This is a genomic window from Nocardia sp. NPDC057668 (assembly GCF_042799795.1).
In the GTDB taxonomy this organism is placed as follows: Bacteria; Actinomycetota; Actinomycetes; order Mycobacteriales; family Mycobacteriaceae; genus Nocardia.
Genome location: NZ_JBHVIC010000001.1, coordinates 415,711 through 441,765, shown reverse-complemented (window position 1 = coordinate 441,765; position 26,055 = coordinate 415,711). Strand labels below are relative to the sequence as shown.

The following is a 26,055-nucleotide window of genomic DNA, read 5'->3' as shown; positions in this document are numbered from 1 at the left end:
CGATGGTGACCGCTGGACGGTAGCAATACGCCAGGGCGCCAGAACTTTCACCAGCACGCTGACCGCGCGGTCGCCATCCTGGCTCGGCCGCCGCCGACTCTAGTCCACGATGTCGGATCAGGAACGATCCCTGGTCGCGAACACCTCGTTCAACTCCGTTCCCGACAGGACCCGATCCTGGCGGGCGTGTACGCGAAAGCCTTTCGCGCCCAACAGGTCGCAGATCTCGTTCAGTCGACCATCCAGATCGTGTACCTCGGCCACCACCGTGTGGATGCGGGGCCAGTGGGTGTCGGATATTCCTTCCAGGACATCCATTTCGGCTCGCTCCACGTCGACTTTCAGCACACCTATCTCGGCGTCGGGGCAATGGCCCTCGATGATGTCCGACACGGTCGTCACCTCGACCTCTATCTCCTCGCCCACATGCAGGCCGTTGGTCAGCACCCCTATCGCGTCGTCGTCGAGGCCGCTGTTCCGCAGGAATATCTCGGTGGCCTTGTCGTCGGTGCGCTGATCGGCGTACAGGCCGGAGTTCGCGGACGCGCGTGGGTACCAGGTGAATTGCGCACGGCCCCTGTCGCGGCCCGCGGCCACCCGCAGGGGGACCGAGCCGGGTACGTGCGTGCCGAGGTTTCGAGCGAGGCATTCGAACGTCACCGGTGCGGGTTCGGCGGCGATGACGCGGACGCCGGGGCAGGTATCGGCGAACATGATCGCGCTGAGCCCGATGTTCGCGCCGATGTCCAGCACGACGTCACCGTCTCGCAGGGTGGCCGCCGCACCGCGGTAGAAGCCTTCGTCCGACATCTCGACCCACAGCATGCGCGCTTCGGCGGCGCTCGTGCAGGAAATCGTCCTGCCGTCCATGAGCCGGAATTCCTTGAGGTTCGTCATTGTCCGGTCATGTGCCTTTCGAGTATCGGGCCGATGACGGCCAGGGACTGCGGATGGGTCAATTCGAGATGGCGGGCATCGATGACCATGCTGTGCAGGGCGCCCGAGACGAAGGGCCGCCAGGTTCGCGCCAGCGCGTCGTGGTCGGCGCGATCCTTGCCCGCGGCGAAGAAGATCATGTCGCCGTCGAAGACGCCGGGCCGATAGCTCTGCGCGATCGCGCCCGCGTTCTCGAAGCTCTCCATCACCCGCTCGATCTGGTCGTCGGTGAACAGACCGGTCGCCGTGATCCGCTCACGAATGACCGTCCACGCCTGTTCGTGCGTTTCGGCGCCGACCTCCGTGCCCAGATCGAACAGTTCGCGCCAGCCGCCCAGCAGGTCCGCCATCGACTCGCCCGGCCCCTGGTCGATGCCGCCGGTCGCGTCCATGGATTCGTCGGGAAGGCCGACGGCACAGTCCATCAGGGCCAGAACACCCACCTGTGCGCCCTCGCGTTGCAGACGCACCGCGATGGCGTGCGCCAGGCACCCGCCCAGCGACCATCCGAGCAGATGGTAGGGCCCGCACGGCTGGGCCCGCTGGATCTCGGCCACGTAGCGGTCGACCAGCTGGTCGATCGAATGCGCCTCCGGTTCAGCGGCGACGACGTGGGGATCCTGCAACCCGAGAATCGGGCGGTGGCCGTCCAGATGCTCTGCCAGCCCGCCGTAGAACCACGCCAGTCCGCCGGCCGGGTGGATGGTGAAGAGGGCGGGGTAGTCACCCGAGGCTCGCAACGGCAGCAGCACCTGGAGCCCGGACCCGCCCTGCGCGCCGTCGAGCCGTGCGGCGAGCGCACGCGGCGTCGCGTCGTCGAACATCCACGGCAGTTCGATGCCGATTCCCTGGGCCTGCAGCCGCGCCAGCACTTTGGTGGCGAGCAGCGAATTGCCGCCCAGGTCGAAGAACCCGTCGACCGCGCTGACCTGATCGATCCCCAGGACCCGCCCGAAGGCGTCGCAGATCAGCTTCTCGGTGTGCGTCCGGGGCAGCACCGTTTCGGTTGTCGCGCTGTGGAATTCGGGTGCGGGCAGCGCCCGCCGATCGAGCTTGCCGTTGACGGTCAACGGCAACTCGTCGACCGCCATGATGGTCGACGGCAGCATGTACCCGGTGAGGAACTCGGCCGCGTGGTCGAGCAGGTCGCGGGGGTCGGTGCGGGTACCGCGACCGCAGACGACGTAGCCGATCAGCTGGTCGATGTCGTCATCGCGCCGGTGCACCGCCGCGGCGGCCTGGGTGACGGCGGGATGGCGCAGCAGCGCGGCCTCGACCTCGGCCAGTTCGATGCGGAAGCCCCGCAACTGAATCTGCGCGTCCGCGCGCCCCGCGTGCACCAATTCCATGGTGTCCCCGCACTTCTGCCACCGGCCCAGGTCGCCGGACCGATACAGCAGGGAACCGGGCCGGCCGAAGGGATCGGCCACGAAGCGGCCCGAGGTCAGCCCCGGCGCGGCGAGATAGCCGCGGGAGAGTTGGGGTCCGGCGATGTAGATCTCCCCGACAGCCCCGATGGGTGCGAGGCGCAGATCGTCGTCGAGGATGTGGACCCGCAGCCCCGGGAGCGGGCGACCGATGCCGGCCGCGTCGGGAGCGGTGATCTCGCCGAGCGTCACATGCACCGTCGTCTCGGTGATCCCGTACATGTTCACCATGTGCGGGGTTCCCGGACCGTGGTCCTGGAACCAGCCGGCCAGGCGACCCGGATCGAGCGGTTCGCCGCCGAAAACCACGTAGCGCAACGACAGTCCGTTCCCGGCGCCCGAATCCCGTTGCCGGCGTTCGGCATCGGCGAACCCGTAGAAGGCCGACGGTGTCTGGCTGAGCACGGTGACTCTTTCCGCGGCGACCAGGTCGATGAACGCCTCCGGCGAACGTGACGTGGCGTAGTCGACGACGATCACCTTGCCGCCGGTCAGCAGCGCGCCCCACATCTCCCACACCGCGAAATCGAAAGCGTAGGAGTGGAACAACGTCCAGATGTCGTCCGGTCCGGCGTCGAAGCGTTCGGCGGTACCGGCGAACAGGGCCAGCACGTCTCGATGGGTGACGACGACACCCTTGGGCCGGCCGGTCGACCCCGAGGTGTAGATGACATAGGCGATGTTGTCCGGTCTCGGCGCCGCGGGGCGCGGACCGCGATCGGGTGCATCGCATTCCTCGATCAGCACCGTCGGGGCCGCGATCCCCGCCATCGGCACGGCGGCCACCGTGTCCGAGGAGGCCAGCAGCGCCACCGGCTCGGCGTCGGCGAGGATGAAGCGCAACCGTTCCGCCGGATAGGCCACGTCCAGGGGCAGATAGCCCGCCCCGGCTCGAATCACGCCCAACAGCCCGACGACGAGTTCGACCGAACGGGGGAGCGCCACCGCGACCAGGCGGTCCGGTCCCGCGCCGGCCGCCAGCAGCCGCGCTGCGACCGCGTCCGCTCGCCGATCGAGCTCCGCGTAGGTCAGCCGCGACCGTCCGTCGGACACCGCGACCGCGTCCGGGCGCGCCTGCACCTGAACGGAGAACAGATCGCCCAGGGTGAGCGCGGGGAGCTCGAGGCCGTCGCTGCCCGCCGCCAGCAGTAGTTCGCGACGCTGATCGGCATCGACGAAGTCGATGCCGCCGACCACCAGCGCCGGGTCGGCGGTGACCTGCTCGAGGACGCGAATGTAGGACCCTACGAAGCGGTCGATCGTGTCGGCGGTGAACAGGTCGGCGGCGTAGGTCAGCTGTCCCATCATTCCCTGGGGGACAGATCTCTGGGAGAAATGTTCGATGAGGGTGACGGCCACATCGGCCTGTGCCGGGAGGAAATCGCTGCCGGCCGGTTCGACGGTCAGCCCGGCCAGATCCAGCGCCGACGTCTGCATGGTCCGGACATCGAGGGTGACCTGGTACAGCGGCAGATGGGCGGTGGACCGTACCGGATTGAGCGTCTCCACGACCTGTTCGAAGGGCACATCGGCGTGTGCCAGGGCGGCCAGGTCCGTCGCTCGCGTCGCCTCGAGCAGGTCGGCGAACGCCTGCTGCGGTGAAATCCGGGTCCGCAGCACGAGGGTGTTGACGAACATGCCGACGAGGTCGTCCAGTTCTCGTGAACCACGTCCCGCGACCGGGATGCCCACGGCGACATCGTCGGTGTGCCCCAATCGCGCCAGCACAACGGTCAACGCCGCGTGCATCAGCATGAACACCGTGACGTGCGCCTCCCGCGCCATCGCGGAGATCCGGGCGTGCAGGGCGGGGGAGATCGCGAACTCGGCGGAGGCGCCGCGCAGACTGGCCACCGCCGGCCGGGGCCGATCGGTGGGCAGGTCGAGCAGGTCGGGCAGCCCGCTCAACGTCTGCTCCCAGAAGCGCAACTGCTGTGCCATGACCGATTCGGGATCGCCGGCGTCACCGAGCAGCTCACGCTGCCACAGCGTGTAGTCCGCGTACTGGACAGGCAGGGCAGGCCACGGCGGCGGTACGCCCTGCCTGCTCGCCTCGTAGGCGATCGCCAGATCCCGTGCCAGCGGGATCATCGATTGCCCGTCGGCGCAGATGTGGTGGACGGCCGCGACCAGGACATGTTCACGCTCACCCAGGCGCAGCAGGACCATGCGCACCGGCGGCTCCCGGGTCACGTCGAAGCTGGCCGACACGGTCGCGGTGACGCGTTCGAGCAGCTGCTCGGCGTCGATCGAAACCACCTGCAGCGGTACGTCGATGGCCTCGACCGGCATCGTGACCTGATGGGCCACGCCGTCGGTCGCCGGGAATGTCGTCCGCAGGATGTCGTGCCTGCCCACGACGAGCGTGCACGCGCGTTGCAGCGCAACCAGATCCAGCTCTCCGGTCAGCCGGAGGACCAGGGGAATGTTGTAGGCGCCGATGGAGGTGTCGAGTTGGTTGAGGAACCACATCCGCTGCTGAGCCAGTGACAACGGCACGAGCTCGGGACGGGTGTGCCGCCGCAGTGGCACGCCGGCGCGACTGCCGCGGGCTTCGAGGCGCGCGGCCAGTTCCGCGGCGGTGGAGGCCTCGAACAGATCACGGATGCCGACTTCCAGACCCAGGTTGTCCTGGAGCTGTGCGGTGACACGAGTAGCGGAGAGCGAGTCACCGCCCAGGTCGAAGAAGTCGTCGCACGCGCCGACCGTGGCCAGGTCCAGCACCCGGCCGAACACCTCGACCACGGCACGCTCCGTCGGGGTGCGCGGGGCCACCCAGGGGTTGTCCGCGACCAGCTGCGGTTGCGGCAGCGCCAGCCGATCGAGTTTGCCGGTGCGCGTCATCGGGAACGCCTCGACCACCAGGCACACGTCGGGGACCATGTGCGACGGAAGCTGACGGCGGGCCGCCGCTCGCACCTGATCGGGGTCGACGTGTTCGCCCGCGACGAGGTAGGCCACGAGACGGTCGATCCCGCGCTCGTCGGGCCGGAGCAGGACCACGGCCCGCTCGACCCCCGGGTGCCGGACCAGCGCGGTCTCGATCTCACCGGGTTCGATGCGCTGACCGCGGACCTTGATCTGGAAGTCGCTGCGCCCGAGGTACTGCAGGGTGTGCTGCGGGCTCCAGCGGACGAGGTCGCCCGTGCGGTACATCCGCGCCCCCGCCGGGCCGAACGGGTTGGGGACGAATGCCGTTGCCGTCGTCACCTGCCGGTTCAGGTATCCGCGTGCCAGCTGGACGCCGGCCAGATACAACTCCCCGGTCACGCCGACCGGCACGGGACGCAGCCGGCTGTCCAGGACGACGGCATCGACGCCACGCAGCGGCGTGCCGAGCTGCACCGGTTCGCGCGGGTCCAGCGCGGTGCTGGTCACCGCCAGCACGGTCGTCTCGGTCGGCCCGTATCCGTTGAAGAACCGCCTGCCCGGGGCCCACGTCGTGACCGTGTCCTGGGTGACCGCTTCGCCGCCGACGACCAGTACCTCCAGCGAATCCAGGCCCTGCGGGGCCATGGTGGCCAGGACACTGGGCGTCACGAATGCGTGCGTTGCCCGCTGCGCCGAAATGAACTGTGCGAGTTCGGGTCCACCGACCACCTGGGCCGGCGGCACCACCAGGGCGCCGCCCACCGTGTGTGCCAGCAGCAGTTCGAGGATGACCGCGTCGAAACCGGGTGCGGCTATCTGCAGTACACGCGCCCTGCTGTCGGCGCCGAAGCGGTCGCGTTGCGCGGCAGCGAAATTCGCCAGCCCCTCGTGGGTGACGATGACGCCCTTGGGTATTCCGGTCGATCCCGAGGTGTAGAGAACGTAGGCGGCGTCCCGGACGTTCGCCGGGCGCACCAGTTCGCTGTCCCGCAGCGGGTCGGGCGACTGCCGATCGATCGCTGCCCGGTCGGCCGGATCGTCGAGCACGAGCAGCCGCGCGGTCCCGGGCGCCAGCGGACGGAATGCCTCCACGGTCATCACCGTGCCGGTGCCGGAGTCGGACAGAATCCGCGCGACCCGGTCGGCGGGGTTGCGCGGGTCGATGGGCAGGAACGCCGCGCCGGTCTTGGCGACCGCCCACATGCCGAGCACCGACTCGACCGAGCGCGCCATCGTGAGCGCGACCGTCGCGCCCGGTCCCACGCCCCAGCCGATCAACGTCCGCGCGATGCGGGTGGAGCGCTCATCGAGCTCGGCGTAGGACAGCGTGCTTGTCTCGCAGATCAGCGCCGGCGCATCGAGATTCGCCGGCATACCGGCACCCAGCAGGACGGCGAGCGTCGACGGTGGCAGCGCGGGTCCGCCGCTCGCGGGCACCAGGGCCTTGCGGTCGGCGGGAGCCAGCAGATCGATCGCCGCCAGCGGCGTCGCCGGCGCGGCGGCGATCGTGCGCAGGACGGTTTCCAGGAGCGTGGCCACCGTGGTCGCGGTCACCGCGTCGACGTGCGCGGGCTGGAAGCGAACCCTGATGTGCAGCCGGTCGGTTTGATGGGCCTGGATGGTGATCGGATAGTGCGCGGCGTCGGTGCCCTGCGCGGCGGTCACCCGCATTCCGTCGATGTCGGTCTCGCCGAGTCCGCTGCTGTCCACCGGGTACGACTCGAACACGACCAGGGTGTCGAAGAGCCTGGGTATCGGTGCGGCGGCCAGGATTCGCGGCAGATCGAGGTAGTGGTGGTCGAGCATGCGGGTGTTGTCGGCTTGCAGTCTGTGCAACCCCTCGCCGATCGATTCGCCGCTCCGCAACTGGACGACGACGGGCACTGTGTTGATGAACAGGCCGATCATCGACTCCACACCCGGCACCTCGGCCGGGCGGCCCGAGACCGTGGTGCCGAAGACCACCCGGTCGACGCCGAGCACCTTGCCCAGCACCACCGCCCAGGCGTATTGCACGACCGTCGCCATCGTCACCGCGTGCGCGCGGGAGACGGTCACCAGTTCGATGGTGGACGTGAGATCGATGCTGACGGTCAGGTCGCTCGGGATCTCGACGGTCGCGCCGGCGGCGGAACTCGCGATCAGGGTGGGTTCGTGAATCGTCGCGAGCATGTCCTGCCAGCGCGCGACATCGGCGGCGGAGTCACGGTGGTGCAACCACCGCAGGTAATCGCCGAAGGACGGAGCATCCGGCAGCGCGGCCATGTGCGAGTCCGCCGCGTACAACCCGATCAACTCCCGCCACAGCAGTGGCATCGACCACCCGTCGAGCAGCAGGTGGTGCGCGGTCAGCACCAGGCGGACCTCCTGCGGGGAGACCACGACGTACAGCAGCCGCAGCAGCGGTGCTTCGGTGGCGGTGAACCCGCACCGGCGGTCCGCGGCGATCACGTGCTCGGGCGTCTCATCGGCCGCGAGATCGATTCGCCGCCACGCCGGTTCCACGGCATCGGCGAGGATCTGTACCGGAACCCCGGAACCCGTGCGCGCGAACGCCGCTCCCAAGTTCGGATGTCGCCGCAACAGCGCCGCGGCCGCCCGCCGCATCCTGTCCTCGTCCACCGAACCGGACAGGGTGAGAACCGATTGGGCGGTGTACACATCGAGATCGCCGGCGGCCAGCTCCGCGTGGAACAGCAGTCCGGCCTGCAGCGGCGCCAGCGGCCACACGTCGGTCAGCGGGCCGTATCGGAGGGTGAACCGGTCGAGGTCCGACTGGTCGAGGTCGACCGGGGACACGTCGGTCGGCGTGAGACCCCAGTCGTCGTTATCCGTTGCGGCGGCGGCGATCCCGGTCACCGCGGCAACCCAGCCGTCGACCAGTTCGGCGATATCGGCCTGGTCGAGCAGGCGTGACGCGTAGCCGATGTTCGCCGACAGGGACGGGCCCGCGGGCGTGTCGATCACGACCACATCGAAGGTCACGGTGGCGGCGGCGGGCATCGCCGGGTCGAGCACGGACCACCGATCATAGGATTCGCCGGTGGGCGCCCACGCCACGTCGCTCGCGGCGGTGAGATCGACGCCGAGCCGGCCGAGATAGTTGAAACTGATCTGCGGTTCGGCGTGGGCGGCCAGCGCCGCGCCGGTGGCGGGGTTCAGGTAACGCAGCAAACCGAATCCCATCCCTTTGTCGGGGATCGACCGCAACTGGCTCTTGACCGATTTCACCACGGCCGGCAGGTCCGAGAGCGGCACGGAGGTCAGATCCAGCGCGACCGGATAGGTGTTGGTGAACCACCCCACCGTGTGCGACACATCGGATCCGGCGACGATCTGCTCGGCGCGTCCATGCCCTTCGAGCAGCACTTTCACACCGGCGTGGGTGATCCCGCGCCGGGCGCGCCAGTGGGTCATCGCCACCGCCAGCGCTCCCAGCAGAGCGTCCTCGACGCTGCCGCGCACGGCGGCGGGTACCGAGTTCACGATCACCGCGCTCACCTCCGGCGAGACGGTGGCGGTGAGTCGGCGCATCGTGGCCTGGATGTCGACAACCGGATCGAAGGACGCACTGCCCAGCCGCGGATCCGGGGCCCCGCTCATCGCCTGCCACAGCTCGAGCTCGCCGCTGTGCCGCGGGGCGACATCCACCAGCGCGTGCGCCCATCGCCTCATCGATGTGCCCTGCTCGGGCGGCATCGCCGTCCGGCCGAGAGTGACGTTGTGCCAGGCCGCGGCGAACTCGGGAACGAGGATGCGCCACGACACCGCGTCCACGGCAAGGTGGTGGATGACGACCAGCGCACGCGCGTCCGCGCCGTCGGGGTCCGCCGGCACCAGGCACACGACCTGCACGATCCGCCCGGCGGCGGGATCGAGCCGGGAGACGGCCCCGGTCAGAGCGGCGTCGACGATATCGGTGAAACCCGCACTGCCGGGCGCGGATTCGCGAGGGAACTCCCGGGTCAGGACGGATTCGGCGGCGTCGACGCTGCCGACGGGGCGCACCGCCAACTCGTGACCGGTCAATGTCACCCGCAGCATGTCGTGCCGGTCGATGACCGTCTGCACCGTCGCGACGACGTCGTCGGCTCGTGCCCCGGTGGGCAGCCGGAGCAGCATCGACTGAGCGAAGCCCGCGGGCGCGCCCAACCGGTCGACATACCAGGCCACCACCGGGGTGAAGGGCAGAGCGCCGATCCCGCCGCCGGGAAGTTCCGCGAGGACGACGCGATCTCCACTGCGGGCGACGCGCGCCAATCCCCGTACGGTCTTGTGCTCGAAGATGTCCCGTGCCGTCACCCCGATACCGGCGGCTTTCAGCCTGGACGTGAGCTGAATCGACAGGATGGAATCGCCGCCGAGCGCGAAGAACGATGCGCTCGGCCCGACCGGCGACGTGCCGAGCACATCGGCGAACGCGGCGGCGATGGCACGCTCGTCCACGGTCATCGCCGGCAACTCGTCTTCGTCGTCCGACCGGACCACCGGCTCGGGCAGCGCCGCGCGATCCACCTTGCCGATCGACGTGATCGGCATCCGGTCGAGCACGTCGATCGTGGCGGGCACCATATGCGCGGGCAGCACAGCCGCCACGTGGGCCGCGACCGCGTCCGGATCGAGCACGGTGTCCGCGACCGCCACGACATACGCCGCCAGCACCGGCCTGCCTGCCGGTCCCGGGCGGCTGATCGTTGTCGCGGCTGCCACATCCGGATAGGTGTGCAAGGCGGCGTCGATCTCGGCGAGTTCGATACGTTGCCCGCGAATCTTGACCTGGAAGTCACGCCGTCCGATGAATTGCAGGGTGTCGTGTGCGGTCCAGCGGACGATGTCGCCGGTGCGATACAGCCGAGTGCCCGGCAGTCCGAATGGATTGGCGATGAACGTTGCCGCTGTAGCCCCGAGTCGGTTGAGATATCCGCGCGCCAGCCCCGGACCCGAGACATACAGTTCACCCGTGGCGCCCACCGGCGCGGGACGCAACTTGGCGTCGAGAACCACGACCTCCGCTGCACTGACCGGTGAGCCGATCGTGATCGGTCCGTGCGGTTCGATCGGACTGCTGGTGGTGACCACGACGGTCGCTTCGGTCGGGCCGTAGGCGTTGTAGAGACGGCGTCCCACCGACCACTTGTCGACCAGATCGGCGGATACCGACTCACCGGCGACGATCAGGGTGCTCATCGCATCGAGCCCGACCGGTGACATGGTCGAGAGAACGCTCGGAGTCAGCGCCGCGTGTGAAACATGATGGGCGGCAATGAACTCGGTCAAGTCGGATCCGCAGAAAACCTCCGGCGGCGCGACTACCAGGGCCGCACCCGCGGCGTGTGCCATCAACATTTCGAAGACTGCCGCGTCGAACACCGGTGCGGCTACCTGCAAGGTCCGCGACGAGGAATCGACACCGTAGCGACGCTGCTGGTCGGCCGCCATGTCCGCGATGCCGGTGTGGGACACGACCACACCCTTGGGGGTGCCCGTCGATCCGGAGGTGAAGAGCACATAGGCCGCGTCGAGCAGATGCAACGGTCGTCGCCGGTCGTCGTCGGTCACCGGCCGGTCGGGACACGCTGCGATCGCCGCGAGGGCCGCCGGGTCGTCGAGAATCACCCACTCGATCCCATCCGGCAGCAGGGCGCGCGAATCCGCGCGAGTGATCCCGAGCGCGAATCCGCAGTCGCGAGCCATCCGGTCGAGGCGTTCCCGGGGGTGGCGGGGATCCATCGGGACGAACGCCGCCCCGGTCTTGGTGATCGCCCACAACCCGATGTGGAACTCCATCGAACGCTCCGCCGCCAGCGCCACGGCTGTCCCCGGCCCAGCGCCGCGGCCGATCAGGTACCGGGCGAGCCGATTGGATCGGGCATCGAGTTCGGCGTAGGTCAGGCGGTCGTCGCCGAAGATCAACGCGATCTCCGACGGGTTGGCCGCGGCCGTCGCGGTCAGCAGGTCCGGGAGCCGGGCGGGGACCTCGACGGCGGCCCCGCCGCGTGCCGGAACCAGACGATCGGTCTCCTCGGCGTCGAGAATCGCGATCGCACCCACGGACCGGTCCGGATCGGAGGTGATCGATTCGAGGACCAGAAGCAGCCGCCGGGCCAGCGCGGTAGCCGTGGAGTCGGTGAAAACATCTGTTGCGTAGATGATTTCGCCGTCGAGTCCCGCGGGTTGCCCGTCCGTCATGCGCTCGGTGAAGAACATCGTGAGATCGGTCTTGGCTTGCGGGACACCGGTATCGATCAGATCGACCTGGACTCCGGGCAGCTCGAACCCCGTGGTGGAGTGGTTCGTCAACACGAGCATCACCTGGTACAGCGGCGTGTAGGCGGTGGTGATCGACCGGCCCAGGGCATCGACCACCCGATCGAACGGCACGTCCGCGTTGGACCACGCCGTCAGGTCGACCTGACGCACGTCGGCCAGAAATTCGCGGAACGACTGGTCGTCGCGCTGGCGGGTACGCAGGACGACCGTGTTCACGAACATCCCGACCAGCGGGTCCAGTTCGGGTCTGCCGCGCCCGGCGACCGGGGTGCCTATCGAGATGTCGTCGGAGTGTGTGGTGCGCGCCAGCATGACCGCGAGCGCCGCGTGCAGCACGAGGAATACCGTGACGCCCTCGCGGCGGGCCAGACCGGCGATGGCCTCGTGCAGGTCGGCGGACACCTCGAAACCCACCGAGGCCCCGGTCATCGACAGCATGGCCGGTCGCGGGTGGTCGATCGGCAAGTCGAGCAGCTCCGGTGCGTCTTCGAGAGTGCCGGTCCAGTGCGCCAACTGCCGGGCGATCAGCGAGGTCGAGTCGTCCGGTGACCCCAGCAGCTCCCGCTGCCACAGGGCGTAGTCGGCGTACTGCACCGGCATCGGATCCCACTGCGGCGCTTTGCCGTTCGCCCGCGCCTGGTAGGCGGCGAAGATGTCACCGGCGAGGGGCGCCATGGACGCTCCGTCGGCGGCGACATGGTGGACCACGCACACCAGGACATGGGTGTCGGGCGTGACTCGATAGACCCGTGCCCGCACGGGGACCTCGGCGGCGATATCGAAGCCGGTGCCGACCACCTGCGCGATGCGGTCGGCCAGGTCTTGCTCACCGGTGACCTGGATCGGTTCCAGCACCAGGTCCGCGTTCGCCGCGGCGGGATCCAGGACGACCTGACAGGGTCGGTCGGCAACGCTCGGATAGACCGTCCGCAGGGGTTCGTGGCGCGTGCTGACATCGTCGAACGCGAGCCGCAGCGCGTCGATGTCGAGAACACCGGTCAACCGGGCCGCGAAGCTGATGTTGTAGCCCGCCGACGTGACATCGACCTGGTTGATCACCCACATGCGCCGCTGCGCCGCCGAGAGCGGGATGAGCGGCGGCCGTGCGGACGTGGTCAGGGCCGGGCCGGCGGGGCCGCCGGTGCGGGAGTCGACCCGTTCGGCGAGTTCTGCGACCGTCGGAGCGTCGAAGACATCGCCGATGCGAATATCGACGCCCAGCGCCGCTGCGCCCCGGGCGGCGAGCTGGGCCGCCGACAGCGAGTTGATGCCGACCTCGAAGAAATTCGACGTGACACCGACCTGCTCGTGACCGGCGAGCCCGGCGACTATTTCCGCCAGGACAGCCTCGGCCGGTGTTCGCGGAGCCGTCGGCTCGGTGTCGGGGACGATCTGCGGCGCGGGCAACGCCGCGCGGTCGAGCTTGCCGTTCGCGGTCAAGGGCCAGCTGTCGAGCACCTGGATACCGTCGGGTACCAGGTACGCGGGCAGCAGCGCGCGCAACCGGGAGCGGAGGTCGCCGCCGGTGACCGCCGCGCCGGGCGTCACCGTCACGTATCCCGCGATCAGCCGGTCCGTCACCGTCACGACGGCGCCGGCGACCTCGGGGATGGACCGCAGCGCCGACTCGATCTCACCCAGCTCGACGCGCTGACCACGCACCTTCACCTGGAAGTCGCGGCGGCCCAGGTAATCCAGCTCGCCGTCCGAGCGCCAGCGGACCAGGTCTCCGGTGCGGTACATGCGCTCGCCGGGCGCCCCGAAGGGGTGAGCGACGAAAGCGGCGCAGGTGAGATCGGTGCGCGCGTGGTAGCCGCGGGACAATTGGACGCCCGAAACATACAGCTCGCCCGCAACGCCGACCGGTACCGGCCGCAGCCACCGGTCGAGCACGACCGTCGTCATCCCCGACACCGGGGCGCCGATCGGAACCGATCCCGGCGCCGAGGTCGCCGAGCAGCGGTGCGCCGTGACGACCTCCGCCTCGGCGGGCCCGTACCAGTTCACCAGTTCGGCGCCGGGGAAGACGGGGCCGGCCACTGCAACGGTCTTGTGCGCCAGCGCTTCTCCGGCGACGAACACTCGCCGCACCGACGGTAGCGCGCGGTGTCCGCCCGATTCCGCGAAGACATCGAGCATCGAGGGCACGAAGTGGACGGTGGTGACCCGGTGGTCGGCGATCGTGCCGGCCAGGTAGGCGGGGTCGCGGTGCCCGTCAGCGGCCGCGACGAGCACCCGGGCACCGGTCTGCAGGGGCCACAGCAGCTCCCACACGGAGATGTCGAAGGTGAGGGGAGTCTTGTGCAGCACGACATCGGAGGCGTCGTGGGGCCATTGGTGCTGCGCCCAGGCGAGCTGGCTCGCGGTTGCCGCGTGTGTCAGCGACACCCCCTTGGGCACACCGGTGGATCCGGAGGTGAACAGGACGTACGCGAGGTTGTCCGCTCGCAGCGGTGCGCGCCGGTCGGCATCGGAAACCGGTGCGTCGTCGAGGCCGCCGAGATCGATTCGGTCGACGGCGATCCGGTCCACGCCCTCGGGCAGCGCGTGCGCGTCGTCGGCGGTTGTCAGGACCAGCGCCGGATCGGTCGCGTCCAGGATCTGGGCGATGCGGGCTCGCGGGTGGCCGGGGTCGATCGGTACGAACGCCGCCCCCGACTTGAGCACCGCGTACACCGTGGTCACCGATGTCGTCGAGCGCCGCATGGCAACGGCGACAACCGTTTCCGGTCCTGCGCCGCGGGCGATGAGCCATCGGGCCAGCCGGTTGGTCTCGGCGTCGAAGTCGCGGTAGCTCGTCGCCGGACCGCCGGGTGTCTGCACCGCCGGCAGGTCCGGTGTCCGGGCGACCTGCTCGTCGAACATGTCGACGAGCGTGCGGCCCGGTGCCGCGGAGGCGCCGGTGTCGTTCCAGTCGCGCAACACCCGCTGCAGTTCGCTCTCGTCGAGCACCGTGATCTCGCCGACCATCCGCGTGTCGTCGGTTGTGACGGCGGTGAGAACGCGGGTCAGGCCGTCGATCAGGCGGTGGGCCGTGGTCTCGTCGAACAGGTCGGTGGCATAGGTCAGGCGGACCGTCATTCCGGCCGGTGTGCGGTGCGGGCCGTGGTCCTCACTGACCATGAACAGCAGGTCGTAGATGGCCGCGCCCGCACCGGGATCCAACTCCTCGACGGTCAGGTCCTCGAGTTCGGCTCGTGCGCGGGTCATGTTCTGGTAGGCCAGCATCACCTGGAACAGGGGCGAATGCGCTGTTGTCCGCGTGGGATTGAGCGCTTCCACGAGCGCCTCGAAGGGAACCGATGCGTGGTCGAACGCGTCGAGGGTGGCCTGTTTGACGTGTTCGAGCAGGGTCGCGAAGCTCTGCTCGGGCACCGGCCGGGTCCGTAGCACCAGCGTATTGACGAACATCCCGACGAGTCGGTCGAGTGCTTTGTCGCCGCGACCGGCATGCGGCACGCCGACTGTGATGTCCTCGCTCCCGGACATTTTCGACAGCAGCACGGCCAGCGCCGCGTGCACGACCATGAACGAGGTGGTGCCCGAGCGACGCGCCAGGGACTCGATCCGCCCGTGCAGCTCGCCGCCCAACCGCTGCCCGAGCACCGCTGCCCGGAAGGTTTGTGCCCGCGGGCGCGGGCGATCGGTGGGCAGCGCGATCAACTCCGGGACGCCGTCGAGGCGTTCGCGCCAGTAGGCCAGATCCCGGCCCGCGCGGGAGTCGGTGTCCCCGACGTCGCCGAGCAGCTCTCGCTGCCAGAGGGTGTAGTCGGCGTACTGGACCGGCAGCGGCGTCCAATCCGGGGGCGTGCCCGCCGCGCGGGACCGATAGGACGAGACCAGATCGGTGACGAGCGGCGCCACCGAGAATCCGTCGCAACCGATGTGGTGGACGGCCAGCGCGACCACCCAGCCGGTGTCCGGGAGTTGGTACAGCGCCACGCGTACCGGTACCGACTCGGCGACGTCGAATCCGTTGCGGTAGAACATCTCCAGTTCGGCGGGCAGGTGCTCCCGCCGGATCCGGCGGGGGGTGAGATCGTGTGCGGCGAACGCCGCACGCGCATCGATCACCAGCTGTTCGGGTTGTCCGTCGCTGGCCGGATACATCGTGCGCAGGCTCTCGTGGCGTTCGATCACATCGGCGAAGGCGGCGACCAGCGCGTCGAGATCGAGTTCGCCGCGCAGTGCGATCACCAGCGGAATGACGTACCCGGCCGCATCGGGATCCAGCTGATTGAGGAACCACATCCGCAGCTGCGCGGGCGACAGCGGAATGCGCTCGGGCCGTGGGAGTTTGGTCAGCGCCGGGAGGGCAGGCACCTCCCGCAGCAGTGCGATCCGTTCGGCCAGCTCGGCGATCGTCGGCGCCTCGAACAGCACCCGCAGCGGGATCGACACGCCGACGGCGCCGCCGATCCGACTCAGGGCCTGGGAGGCGACCAGTGAGTTTCCGCCCAGATCGAAGAAGTTGTCGTCGGCCCCCACTTCGGACCGCGCGAGCAGATCGGCGAACACCGCGGCGACGGATTCTTCGAAAAGCCCTCGTGGCTCACGATAGTCGTGCGTGTCGCCGCCATCGCCGAGCGCGAGCAGGGCCTTGTAGTCGACCTTGCCGTTCGGGGTGAGCGGAATGGCGTCCACCTGGATCACCGCCGTCGGCACCATATACGCGGGCAGCTGGTGCAACAGGTGTTTCCGGACGCGGCGGTCGTCGAGCACCGAGGTGGCGACGATGTATCCGACCAGACGCGGGTCGTCCTGCTCGGAACACACCTGCACGACGGCGGCCTGGATGTCCGCGTGCGAGGTCAGGGCCGCTTCGATATCGCCGAGCTCGATACGCAGGCCCCGGATCTTGACCTGGGTGTCGGCGCGGCCGACGAATTGCAGGACGCCATCGCTGTTCCAGCGGACCAGATCGCCGGTGCGGTAGAGACGAGATCCGGGGACCCCGGCGAAGGGGTCGGCGACGAACGCGGTCGCGGTCGTACCGGGACCGTTGTGATAGCCCCGCGCGAGCTGCACACCGCCCAGATACAGTTCGCCGGCCACGCCTTGCGGTACGGGGTGCAAACGCGAATCCAGCACGCGCACGGTCACATTCGTTTGCGGTGTGCCGATCGGCACCGGCGATACGTCGTCGGCGTCGTCGATGCGGTATGCCGTGACGCTGACCGCGGCCTCGGTGGGACCGTACAGATTGTCGATGCGCGCGTCGCTGAGGTCGCGGAACCGGCGCACGGCGGCGGCGGGCAAGGCTTCGCCGATGCACAGCACCTGCCGCAGCCGGGGAAGTGCGAGCGTATCGGCGCCGTCGAGGAACGCCGACAGCAGCGAAGGCACGAAATCCACCGTGGTGACCCCGAAGTCGGCCATCAGCTGCTCGAGCAGTCGCGGATCTGCCCGATGGGAGTCGTCCGCGATAACCACCGACGCGCCACAGGTCAAGGCGGAGAACAGTTCCCACACCGACAGATCGAAGGTGAACGGTGTTCGCCACAGCAGTACATCGTCGTCGGCGAGAGCGTAGTGCGTGCGTATCCAGTCGAGCTGGTTGACCACCGCGGCGTGCGGGAGGGCGACGCCCTTCGGTGTTCCGGTCGAGCCGGAGGTGTAGATGACGTAGGCCAGATCGGCCGGGTGCGGCGACCGGGTGCGCTCGGCATCGGTCACCTCGGACTCGTCCGGCGTCCCGCCCAGCTCCTCCAGCAGCCATACCGGGCCCCAGGTGCCCAGTGCGGCGCTGTCGCAGGGGCGGGTCACCACGGCGCGGGGCCGGGCGGTATCGAGCACGGTGCGGATCCGCTCGTGTGGACTGTCGGGATCCAAGGGCAGGTACGCGGCGCCCGCCGCATGGATCGCGTACAGGGTGACCAGCAGATCCAGCGAGCGGTGCATGGCCACGGCCACGATGTCACCCGGGCCCAGCCCGCGGCCGATGAGCACCCGGGCCAGGGTGTCGACTCGGGCGCCGAACTCCGCGTAACTGAGCTGTTGTCCGCTGTCCTGGTCGTGGACGGCGGTGTTCCCCGGAGTCGCGGCCACCTGCGCCGCGAAGAGCTGCGCGAGTGTCGTCGCCGTCGGCTGCCGCGCCGGGCTCGGATTGCCGGTGAGCGAACGGAACTCCGCGGAATCCAGCAGGTCCACGTCACCGACCACGGACCGCGGGTCCCCGACGACGGCACGCAGCAATCGCACGAATCGCGCGACGAGCGTGCGAGCGGTCGCTTCATCGAAAAGATCTACGGCATAGCCGAATTCGATGCCCAGCGGACCCGGCTCACCGTCGGGGACCGGTGCGTCCACCACATTCAGGTGCAGGTCGTACTTGGCGACGTGCGGGTCGACCAGCTCCGCGGCGACGGTGAGACCGTCGAACCGCAGCACGGGCACGTCGATGTTCTGGAAGGAGAACCCGACCTGGGTCAGTGGTGCGTGCGCGGTGCTGCGCGGGGGATTGAGTACCTCGACCAGACGCTCGAACGGGATGTCGGCGTTGTCGAAAGCCTCCAGATCAGCGGTGCGTACGTGATCCAGCACCTCGAGGAACGAGGAGTCGCCGTGCACACCGGTCCGCAGGACGAGTGTGTTGACGAACATGCCGACCAGGCCGTCCAGCCCCGGTTCGCCGCGACCGGCGATCGGGGTACCGATTGCGATGTCTCCGCTGCCGGACAGGCGCGCCAGCAGCGTCGCGAACGCGGCGTGCAGCACCATGAACACCGTCGCGTCGTGCCGGTGGGCGAGCGCCAGCACGTCTCGGTGGAGTTCGGCCGGCACACTCGCGGTGATCGTTGCCCCGCGGAAGGACTGATTCGGTGGACGGGGGCGGTCGGCCGGCAGGTCCAGCAGGTCGGGCAGTCCGGCGAGGGTCTGCTGCCAGTACGTGATCTGCGCGGCCGCCGGACTGTCGGGATCGTCGTCGGCGCCGAGCAGATTCCGTTGCCACAGCGTGTAGTCCGCGTACTGCACGGGCAGCGGAGACCATTCCGGCGCGCGACCGTGCGCGCGGGCGCGGTAGGCGGTCATGAGGTCGGCGGCCAGTGGCGCCAGCGACGACCCGTCGAAACAGATGTGATGGAACACCACGACGACCACGTGCTCGTTGGGTGCGCTCCGCAGGATCGCGAGCCGGACGGGAACCTCGCGGGTGACGTCGAAGCCGGCGGTCACCACCGACCGGATGCGGGTGTCCTGTTCGCTCGCCGGTACCCGGATCGGATCGTGGTGGGGCAGGGCGTCTTCGACCGTGACGATCACCTGGTGCGGTCCGTCGGGGCTGTCGGGGTAGATGGTCCGCAGCGTTTCGTGCCGCTCGAGGACATCGGCGAATGCCGAGCGCATGGCGTGCGCGTCGAGCTCACCGGTCAGGCGCACCACCACGGGGATGTTGTACAGCGCGGAGGCCGTGTCGAACTGGTTGAGGAACCACATCCGGGTCTGCGCGGGTGAGAGCGGAATCCGGTCCGGACGGTGTTGCGGAACGAGCGGCAGGCGTCGCGTCTGCTCGTAGCCGTCGATGTGCTCGGCCAACCTCGCGACGGAGGCGTGCTCGAACAGCGTTCGCATGGGCACGACGACGCCGAGGGCCGTGCCCAGGCGCGCGGTTGCCCGGGTAGCCGAGAGCGAGTTGCCGCCCAGCTCGAAGAAATTGTCCTCGGCTCCGACCCGGCCCAGTTCCAGTACCTGCGCGAAGACATCGGCGACGACCCGCTCGAGTGGGGTTCGCGGCGCCACGTAATCGGTGGAGCGGGTGAAGACCGGCTCCGGCAGCGCCGCCCGGTCGATCTTGCCGACCGGTGACAGCGGTATCGCCGCGAGCGGGATCACGACGTCCGGGATCATGTGTGCCGGCAGCTGCCGGGCCAAGTGCTCGAGCAGCGCGGTGGTGTCGATGCCCGCGGCAGCGGGCACGACATAGGCGGCCAGTCGTGTCCCGTCGGGGGAGTCGACACCGACCGTGATTGCCGCGGTGACCGTTTCGTGTGCGGCGAGCACGCTGTCTATCTCGCCCAGTTCGATGCGCTGACCGCGAATCTTGACCTGGAAGTCGCTCCGCCCGAGGTAGGCGAGGGTGGCGTCGCTGTTCCAGCGCACCAGATCGCCCGTCCGGTACATGCGGCTTCCCGGCGGACCGAACGGGTTGGCGACGAACGTGCCCGCTGTGGCCCCGGGGCGGCCGAGGTAGCCCTGCGCGAGATGTGCACCGGCGATGTGCAATTCGCCGCCGACCCCGGTCGGTACCGGTCGCAGCCGATCGTCGAGCACGACCGCGTCGACACCGCGGATCGGGCCACCCATCGTGGTCGGTTCACCGGCGCGCAGGGGATCGCTGATCGCGACCATGATCGTCGTCTCGGTGGGTCCGTATCCGTTGTGCAGCCGCCGGCCGGGGGCCCACAGCTCGGTCGTCTCGGCGGTCACGGCCTCACCGCCGGCGACCAGGACCCGCAGCGAGTCCAATCCGCCGGGTGACATCGTCGCCAGCACGCTCGGGGTCACGAACGCGTGCGACACCCGCTGGGCGCGGATCAGCTGTGCGAGTTCGTCTCCGGCGAATATCTCCGGCGGTGACACCACCAGGGCGGCGCCGCTGGTGTGGGCCATCAGCAACTCGAGCACCACGGCGTCGAATCCCGGGGCGGCCAACTGCAGAACCCGGGAATCGCGGTCGATCCGGTAGCGGTCTCGCTGCTCTGCGGCGAAGTTCGCGAGCCCCCGGTGCGACACCGCGACCCCTTTGGGGGTCCCCGTCGATCCGGAGGTGTAGAGGATGTAGGCGATATCGGCGACATGGCAGCGGCGTACGCGGTCGGTATCGGTCACCGCCAGTGCCGAGGCCGCCGCGACCCGGGCCACGGTGTAGGGGTCGTCGATGACCAGGCTCGGGTTCGGCTGCGCGAACGATGTCTCGTGTTCGGTCGTGGTAATCACGATCCGGGCACCGGAATCGGCCACGATGTGGGCGACACGCTCGGCGGGGTTGCGGGGATCGATGGCGACGAAGGCCGCGCCGGCCTTCGTCGCGGCCCACACCGAGACGACGAAGTCGATCGAGCGGCCGAGCAGGATCGCGAGTGGGCGGTCCGGCCCGACGCCGTGCGAGATCAGTACTCGCGCAAGCTGGTTCGACCACGCGTCGAGCTCCCCGTAGGACACCGTGCGGGCGCCGCCGACAATGGCGGGGGCCGTCGGGTCACCGACCGACCAGAGTTCGGCCAGGGGGTACGGCTGCTCGGCCGGACCGCCCGAGGCCGGAACCAGCTGTCCGCTCTCGCGGGCGTCCAACAGCTCGATATCGCCGACCCGGACCCGCGGATCCGCGACGATCGTCGAGAGAACGCGGACCAGGCGGCCCGCCAGGGCCTCGATGGTCTCGGCGTCGAAGAGATCGGTGGCGTAGTTCAGGCGCAACCGAACATCGCGCTCGGGAGTGCTGTTCTCGCACACCGTGACGATGAGGTCGACCTTGGCGGGCTCGTCGGCGGGCTCGATCATCTCGACCGTGAGTTCGGGCAGCTGCACGCTCGGACGCCCCGAATTCTCGAGCGCCAGGAACACCTGACACAGCGGCGCGTACGCCATCGAGCGAGCCGGATGCAGTTCTTGCACAATGCGATCGAAGGGCAGCGCGCTGTGTGCGAAACCGTCGACGTCGACGTCGACGACCCGCCCGAGCAGGCCGGTGAACGATTCCTCGGGCACAACGCGGGTCCGCAGTGGCACCGTGTTGACGAACATGCCGATCAGGGGCTCGAGCGCCGGTTCACCGCGTCCGGCGACCGGGGTGCCCACGGTGACGTCCGAGGTCCCCGCCAGGCGCGCGAGCAGTATCGCCACCGCGGCGTGGATGACCATGAAGGGCGTGGCTCCGGTTCGCTGCGCCAGCTGCTCGATTCCCGCGAAGAGATCGGCCGGGATGGCCGAGTCGACCACGCCGCCGGCGAAGGTCGGCTGTGGCGGGCGCGGACGATCGGCGGGCAATTCCAGCAGCGGCGCCATATCCGCGAGTTGTGTTACCCAGTACCGCAATTGGTTCGCGGCCAGTGATTCGGGATCGTCCGGATCGCCGAGCACACGGCGCTGCCACAGGCTGTAGTCGGCGTACTGGATCGCCAGCGGGTTCCAACCCGGCGCTCGCCCGCGCGACCGCGCCTCGTAGGCGATTGCGGTGTCGGCGGCCAGCGGCCCCAGCGAGACTCCGTCGCAGCAGATGTGATGCAGCACCAGCACGAGCACGTGCTCGCCCGGGTTGTCGGTCACGGCCAGCACGGTGGCGTGGACCGGGGCGTGCGCGCTCAGGTCGGCGCCGACAGCGGCGAGGGCGCGTACCCGATCGCCGACGTCGGCGGCGCGGACCGGTTGCGGGGTCACGTCGAACGTCGCGACGACCTCGTCGGCGTCCTGAACGACCTGGGTGCCGGCGCCCTCGATCGCCGGATAGCGGGTCCGCAGTGATTCGTGGCGCTCGATGACGTCCCGCAGCGCCGCGCGCAGGGCGGCAACGTCCAGGTTCCCGGACAGCCGCAGGACCAGGGGGATGTTGTAGAGCGCCGCCGCGTGATCGGCCTGATCCATCAGCCAGATCCGGACCTGCGCCGGGGCGAGTGGTATCGGATCGGGTCTGTCCGTGGCGACCAGCGCCGGCGCGGGGGAGGCGCTATCGGCGGTGAGGGCTTCGAGGCGCTGCGACAGTCCCGCCACCGTCGGCTGCTGGAAGAGGTCTCGTACCGACACCTCGCAACCGAGAACCTTGGCCATGCGCACCGCCGCGGTGTTCGCGGACAGGGAGTTGCCGCCGAGCGCGAAGAAGCTGTCCAGCGCGCCGACTTGGGCGGCGCCGAGAACTTCCGAGAACACCTCCGCCACAGCCTGTTCGACAGGCGTCGCGGGGGCGACGAACGGTATGTCCGATTCGACCACGGGTTCGGGCAGCGCTCGGAAATCGACCTTGCCGTTGGCCGTCAGGGGCACCGACTCGATCTCGAGGACGCACGTGGGAATCATGTAGTCGGGCAGCGTATTTGCCAGATGCGCGCGCAATTCGTCGATGGTCCACACCGCGGCGGGCGCGGCGACGATGTAGGCGACCAGCCGCGCGGACTCGGTATCGGGGCGATCGACGGTCACGACGGCCACCGACACTGCCGGATGGGACAGCAGTGCCGCCCGGATCTCGTCCAGCTCGATCCGGAATCCGCGCAACTGCACCTGCTGGTCGGCTCGGCCGCGGTATTCCAGTTCCTCGCGGGTGTTCCAGCGTGCGATATCGCCGCTGCGGTACATCCGTTCGCCGGGTTTCGCGAACGGATCGGCGACGAACCGGGCCGCGCTCAGGGCGGTCCGGCCGAGATAGCCGCGGGCCAACTGCTCGCCCGCGACATACATTTCGCCCCAGGCGCCGGGCGGGCACGGCCGCAGCATCGGATCCAGCACGTAGGTCCGCAGCCCCGGCAGCGCGGACCCGATCGGGCTTTGCGCCCCGGGAACAGCGGAGTCCGCCGTGAGCTCGGTGTAGGTGACGAAGACCGTGGTCTCGGTGATTCCATAGCTGTTGGCCAGCAGGGGAAGTCCGGGATTGTGCTCGTACCATTTCGCCAGGCCGGCCGGGTCGAGGGCCTCGCCGGAGAGTACGACCAGGCGCAGCGCCGGCGGTCCTTCGGTCTCACCGGCAGCGGAATACCGTTGGCGGGCCGCGGCGAACTGGAAGAACGCCGAGGGAGTCTGACTGAAAACCGTCACCTGCTCGCGGGCCAGCAGCCGCACCACGTCGTCCGGTGATCGGGCGGTGAGACCGTCGATGATGACGATTCGCCCGCCGGTGGTCAGGGGGCCGAATATCTCCCAGATGGAGTAGTCGAACGCGAACGAGTGGAAGAAGCTCCACACGTCGCCGGCGCGGATCCCGATCTCGGCGCACGCGTTCGTCACGTGGCTGACCGCCGCCCGGTGGGTGATCGTGACGCCCTTGGGCTTACCGGTCGAGCCGGACGTGTAGATGACATAGGCGAGGTGATCCGGGCGCAGCGGGGTCCGGCGCTCGGCGTCGGACACCGGCCGGCCGTCGAAGTCGTGCCGGTCGGGGTCATCGAAGTAGACGATTCGCCCGGGGTCCGTCGACACCGCGTCGAGCACGCCGTCATCGGTCACGACCATGAGCGGGTCGGCGTCCGACAGGATGTACGCGAGCCGATCGGCGGGGTGGGTCAGGTCCAGGGGGAGGTAGCCCGCGCCCGACTTCAGGACACCCAGGACCGCGACGATCAGGTCGATGGTGCGCGGCATCGCGATGGCGACGAGTGATTCCGGGCCGGCGCCCAGCTCGATCAGTCGCCGTGCGAACCGATTCGAGCGGATATCCAGCTCACCGTAGGTGATCGTGCCCGATTCCGTACTGACGGCGACCCGCGATGTCTCGGTCGGTGCGCCGTCGGACGTGTGCCCGACGAGATCGACCAACGTCGCCGGCGTGTGCAGGCCGGGACGGCCGGCCAGCTCGACGAGGATCCGCTGCTCTTCTGCCGCGCTGATGACCGGGATGGCGGAGACCGGGGTGTCCGGGGGGCTCTCCAGCAGGCACGACAGGAAGTCGAGGAATCGGCCCAGATACGAGGTCAGCTCGGAGTCGTCGTACAGACCGGTGTTGCCGTGGAGTTCGACCATCAGCGGGTCGGTTCCCTGGCGGTAGAGGTTCAGCTGCAGGTCGTCGAGTGCGCCGGAGGTCAGGGCGTGATAGCGCCCCACGGCTCGGCCGAGCCGGATTTCGGAATCGAAGAACACGATGTTCACGATCGGCCCGAAGGCGTTGGCCGCCGTGTCGAAGGCCGGGAACTCTCTGCGCATGTCTTCGAAGCGGTACAGCTGATGACGCAGAGCGAGGGCGAGTTCGGACATCGAGCTCTGCACCAGTGTCTCGACGGTGGTGCCGGCGCCGACGGTGAAGTGGATCGGCACCATGTTGGCCAGCATCGCCGCGGCGTTGCGCAGGCGTTTGGTCACGCGGGCGCTCACCGGCATCGAGAGCACGACCTCGTTCGCGCCGGTCATTCGAGACAGGAACGCGGCGAAGGCGGCGATCACCACCTGCGGAGATGACGCGCTGTGCCGGGTGGCGCATCGATCGAGGGCGTCGGCGATCTCCGGGGAAACCTCGCGGGCGGCGACCGCGTCGTCCAGACTCGGGCGGCCGCTGCGACCGGCCAATCCGATCGGGGCGGGCAGTTCAGCGGACTTGTTCAGCCAGTATCGATGATCGGTTTCGAACCGGGAACCGGACCGATAGGTGCGCTCGTGCTCGACTATCTCGGCCAGCGTCGCCGCCGACAGGGGTGACGGCGCACGGTTCTCGAACAGGGCGTTGTAGTGTTCCGCGACGCGAGTGAGCAGATTGAACGCGCCGTATCCGTCGATGACCAGATGATGCGCGCGCGCATACCAGAAGTATTTTTCGGCGGCGACCTTGATCAGCCGGGTCGCCGCCAGGCGATCGCGGCTCAAATCGTGCGTCGGCGCGCTGCAATCGCGTCGCATCCATTCCATTGCCGTGGCGACGGGATCGGCCTCGCCGCTGAAATCGAGTATCTCTTCCGCATAGGCGATACTGCGATCGACGAATTGGAAGGGCTCTCCATCGGAAAGTACGATTCGCACCAGCATCGACTCGGTCTCGTGCCCGGCGTCGTTGACCGCTCGCGTGAATATCGCGTTATCGATCGTCCCGTCGATCTCTATGTAGTGCGCAATGTTGACAGCCGACCCATTCGACGCCTGGCCGGCAAGCCACATACCGTACTGGGCTCTCGAAAGCGGAATCAACTCCGAGTCGGAAGTGGCCCAGTCCTGGTTCTCGTCCATTGCACAACCTCTTCGTTATCGCCGGTCGCACGACGCGAAGAACCGCACCGGCAAACCTCATACGAAATCTGAATGCAGATGGATGCCCGCTCGCCCCGGTGCCGTTGTCCCGTGGCCCCGGATCAACCGGCGAGGTATCTCGAATTCGCTCGATCAGCGATCCGATGAGCACCCGACTCGGCGGTCATAGCTCTGCCGATCCACCATTCGGATCGGCACAGGCCCATTCAGCCGGGTCCCGCGGCAAGGCAAGAGTATGCAAACCCTTCGATGGCGACGCCACACTCCCTTCCTCCATGCGCCGCGGTGGCGAGTCCGATCGGACTCCATCGCCTGCACGGCGGTCGGTCGCCCGGACAGGGGCGTCGACCTTGGACGAGGTTGTCTGATAATGCGCCCGGATGGGCGCGGTGAGAGATTCGGTGCAAATCGGACCGCAAGCGCTGAGCCTCGCCGGGGCCGGCGGGCGGGCAATCCGGGCTGTCAGGTCGCGGACACCGGAGATAACGCTCCCGTCGACAGGGCGTCGCGACCATCGTGAATACCTCTCCATCACTAGCAATTTAGCAGCTATGCATGCCTGATATAGCTGGTTGGATGGGACCGGTTATCTGGTTGCTGAGGTGTCACGGTTGTGTGCCAAAGCTTGACAACTGTGACTGATGCGAGTTACCGGACATTACGGACGCGCTCG

2 protein-coding genes are annotated in these 26,055 nt (G+C 68.8%); both read right to left on the bottom strand.

All coding sequences use genetic code 11. The annotated features are described in order from the left end of the window. Positions 1-117: 117 nt before the first annotated feature. Positions 118-897, bottom strand: coding sequence for an FkbM family methyltransferase (locus ACFVBH_RS02090; RefSeq protein WP_378998950.1), 780 nt, complete (start codon positions 895-897; stop codon positions 118-120). Then, on the bottom strand, positions 894-25,361 hold the full coding sequence (locus tag ACFVBH_RS02085; protein WP_378998948.1) for a non-ribosomal peptide synthase/polyketide synthase: 24,468 nt from the start codon (positions 25,359-25,361) through the stop codon (positions 894-896). The genes ACFVBH_RS02090 and ACFVBH_RS02085 overlap by 4 nt, the downstream gene beginning before the upstream one ends. Positions 25,362-26,055: the final 694 nt, after the last annotated feature.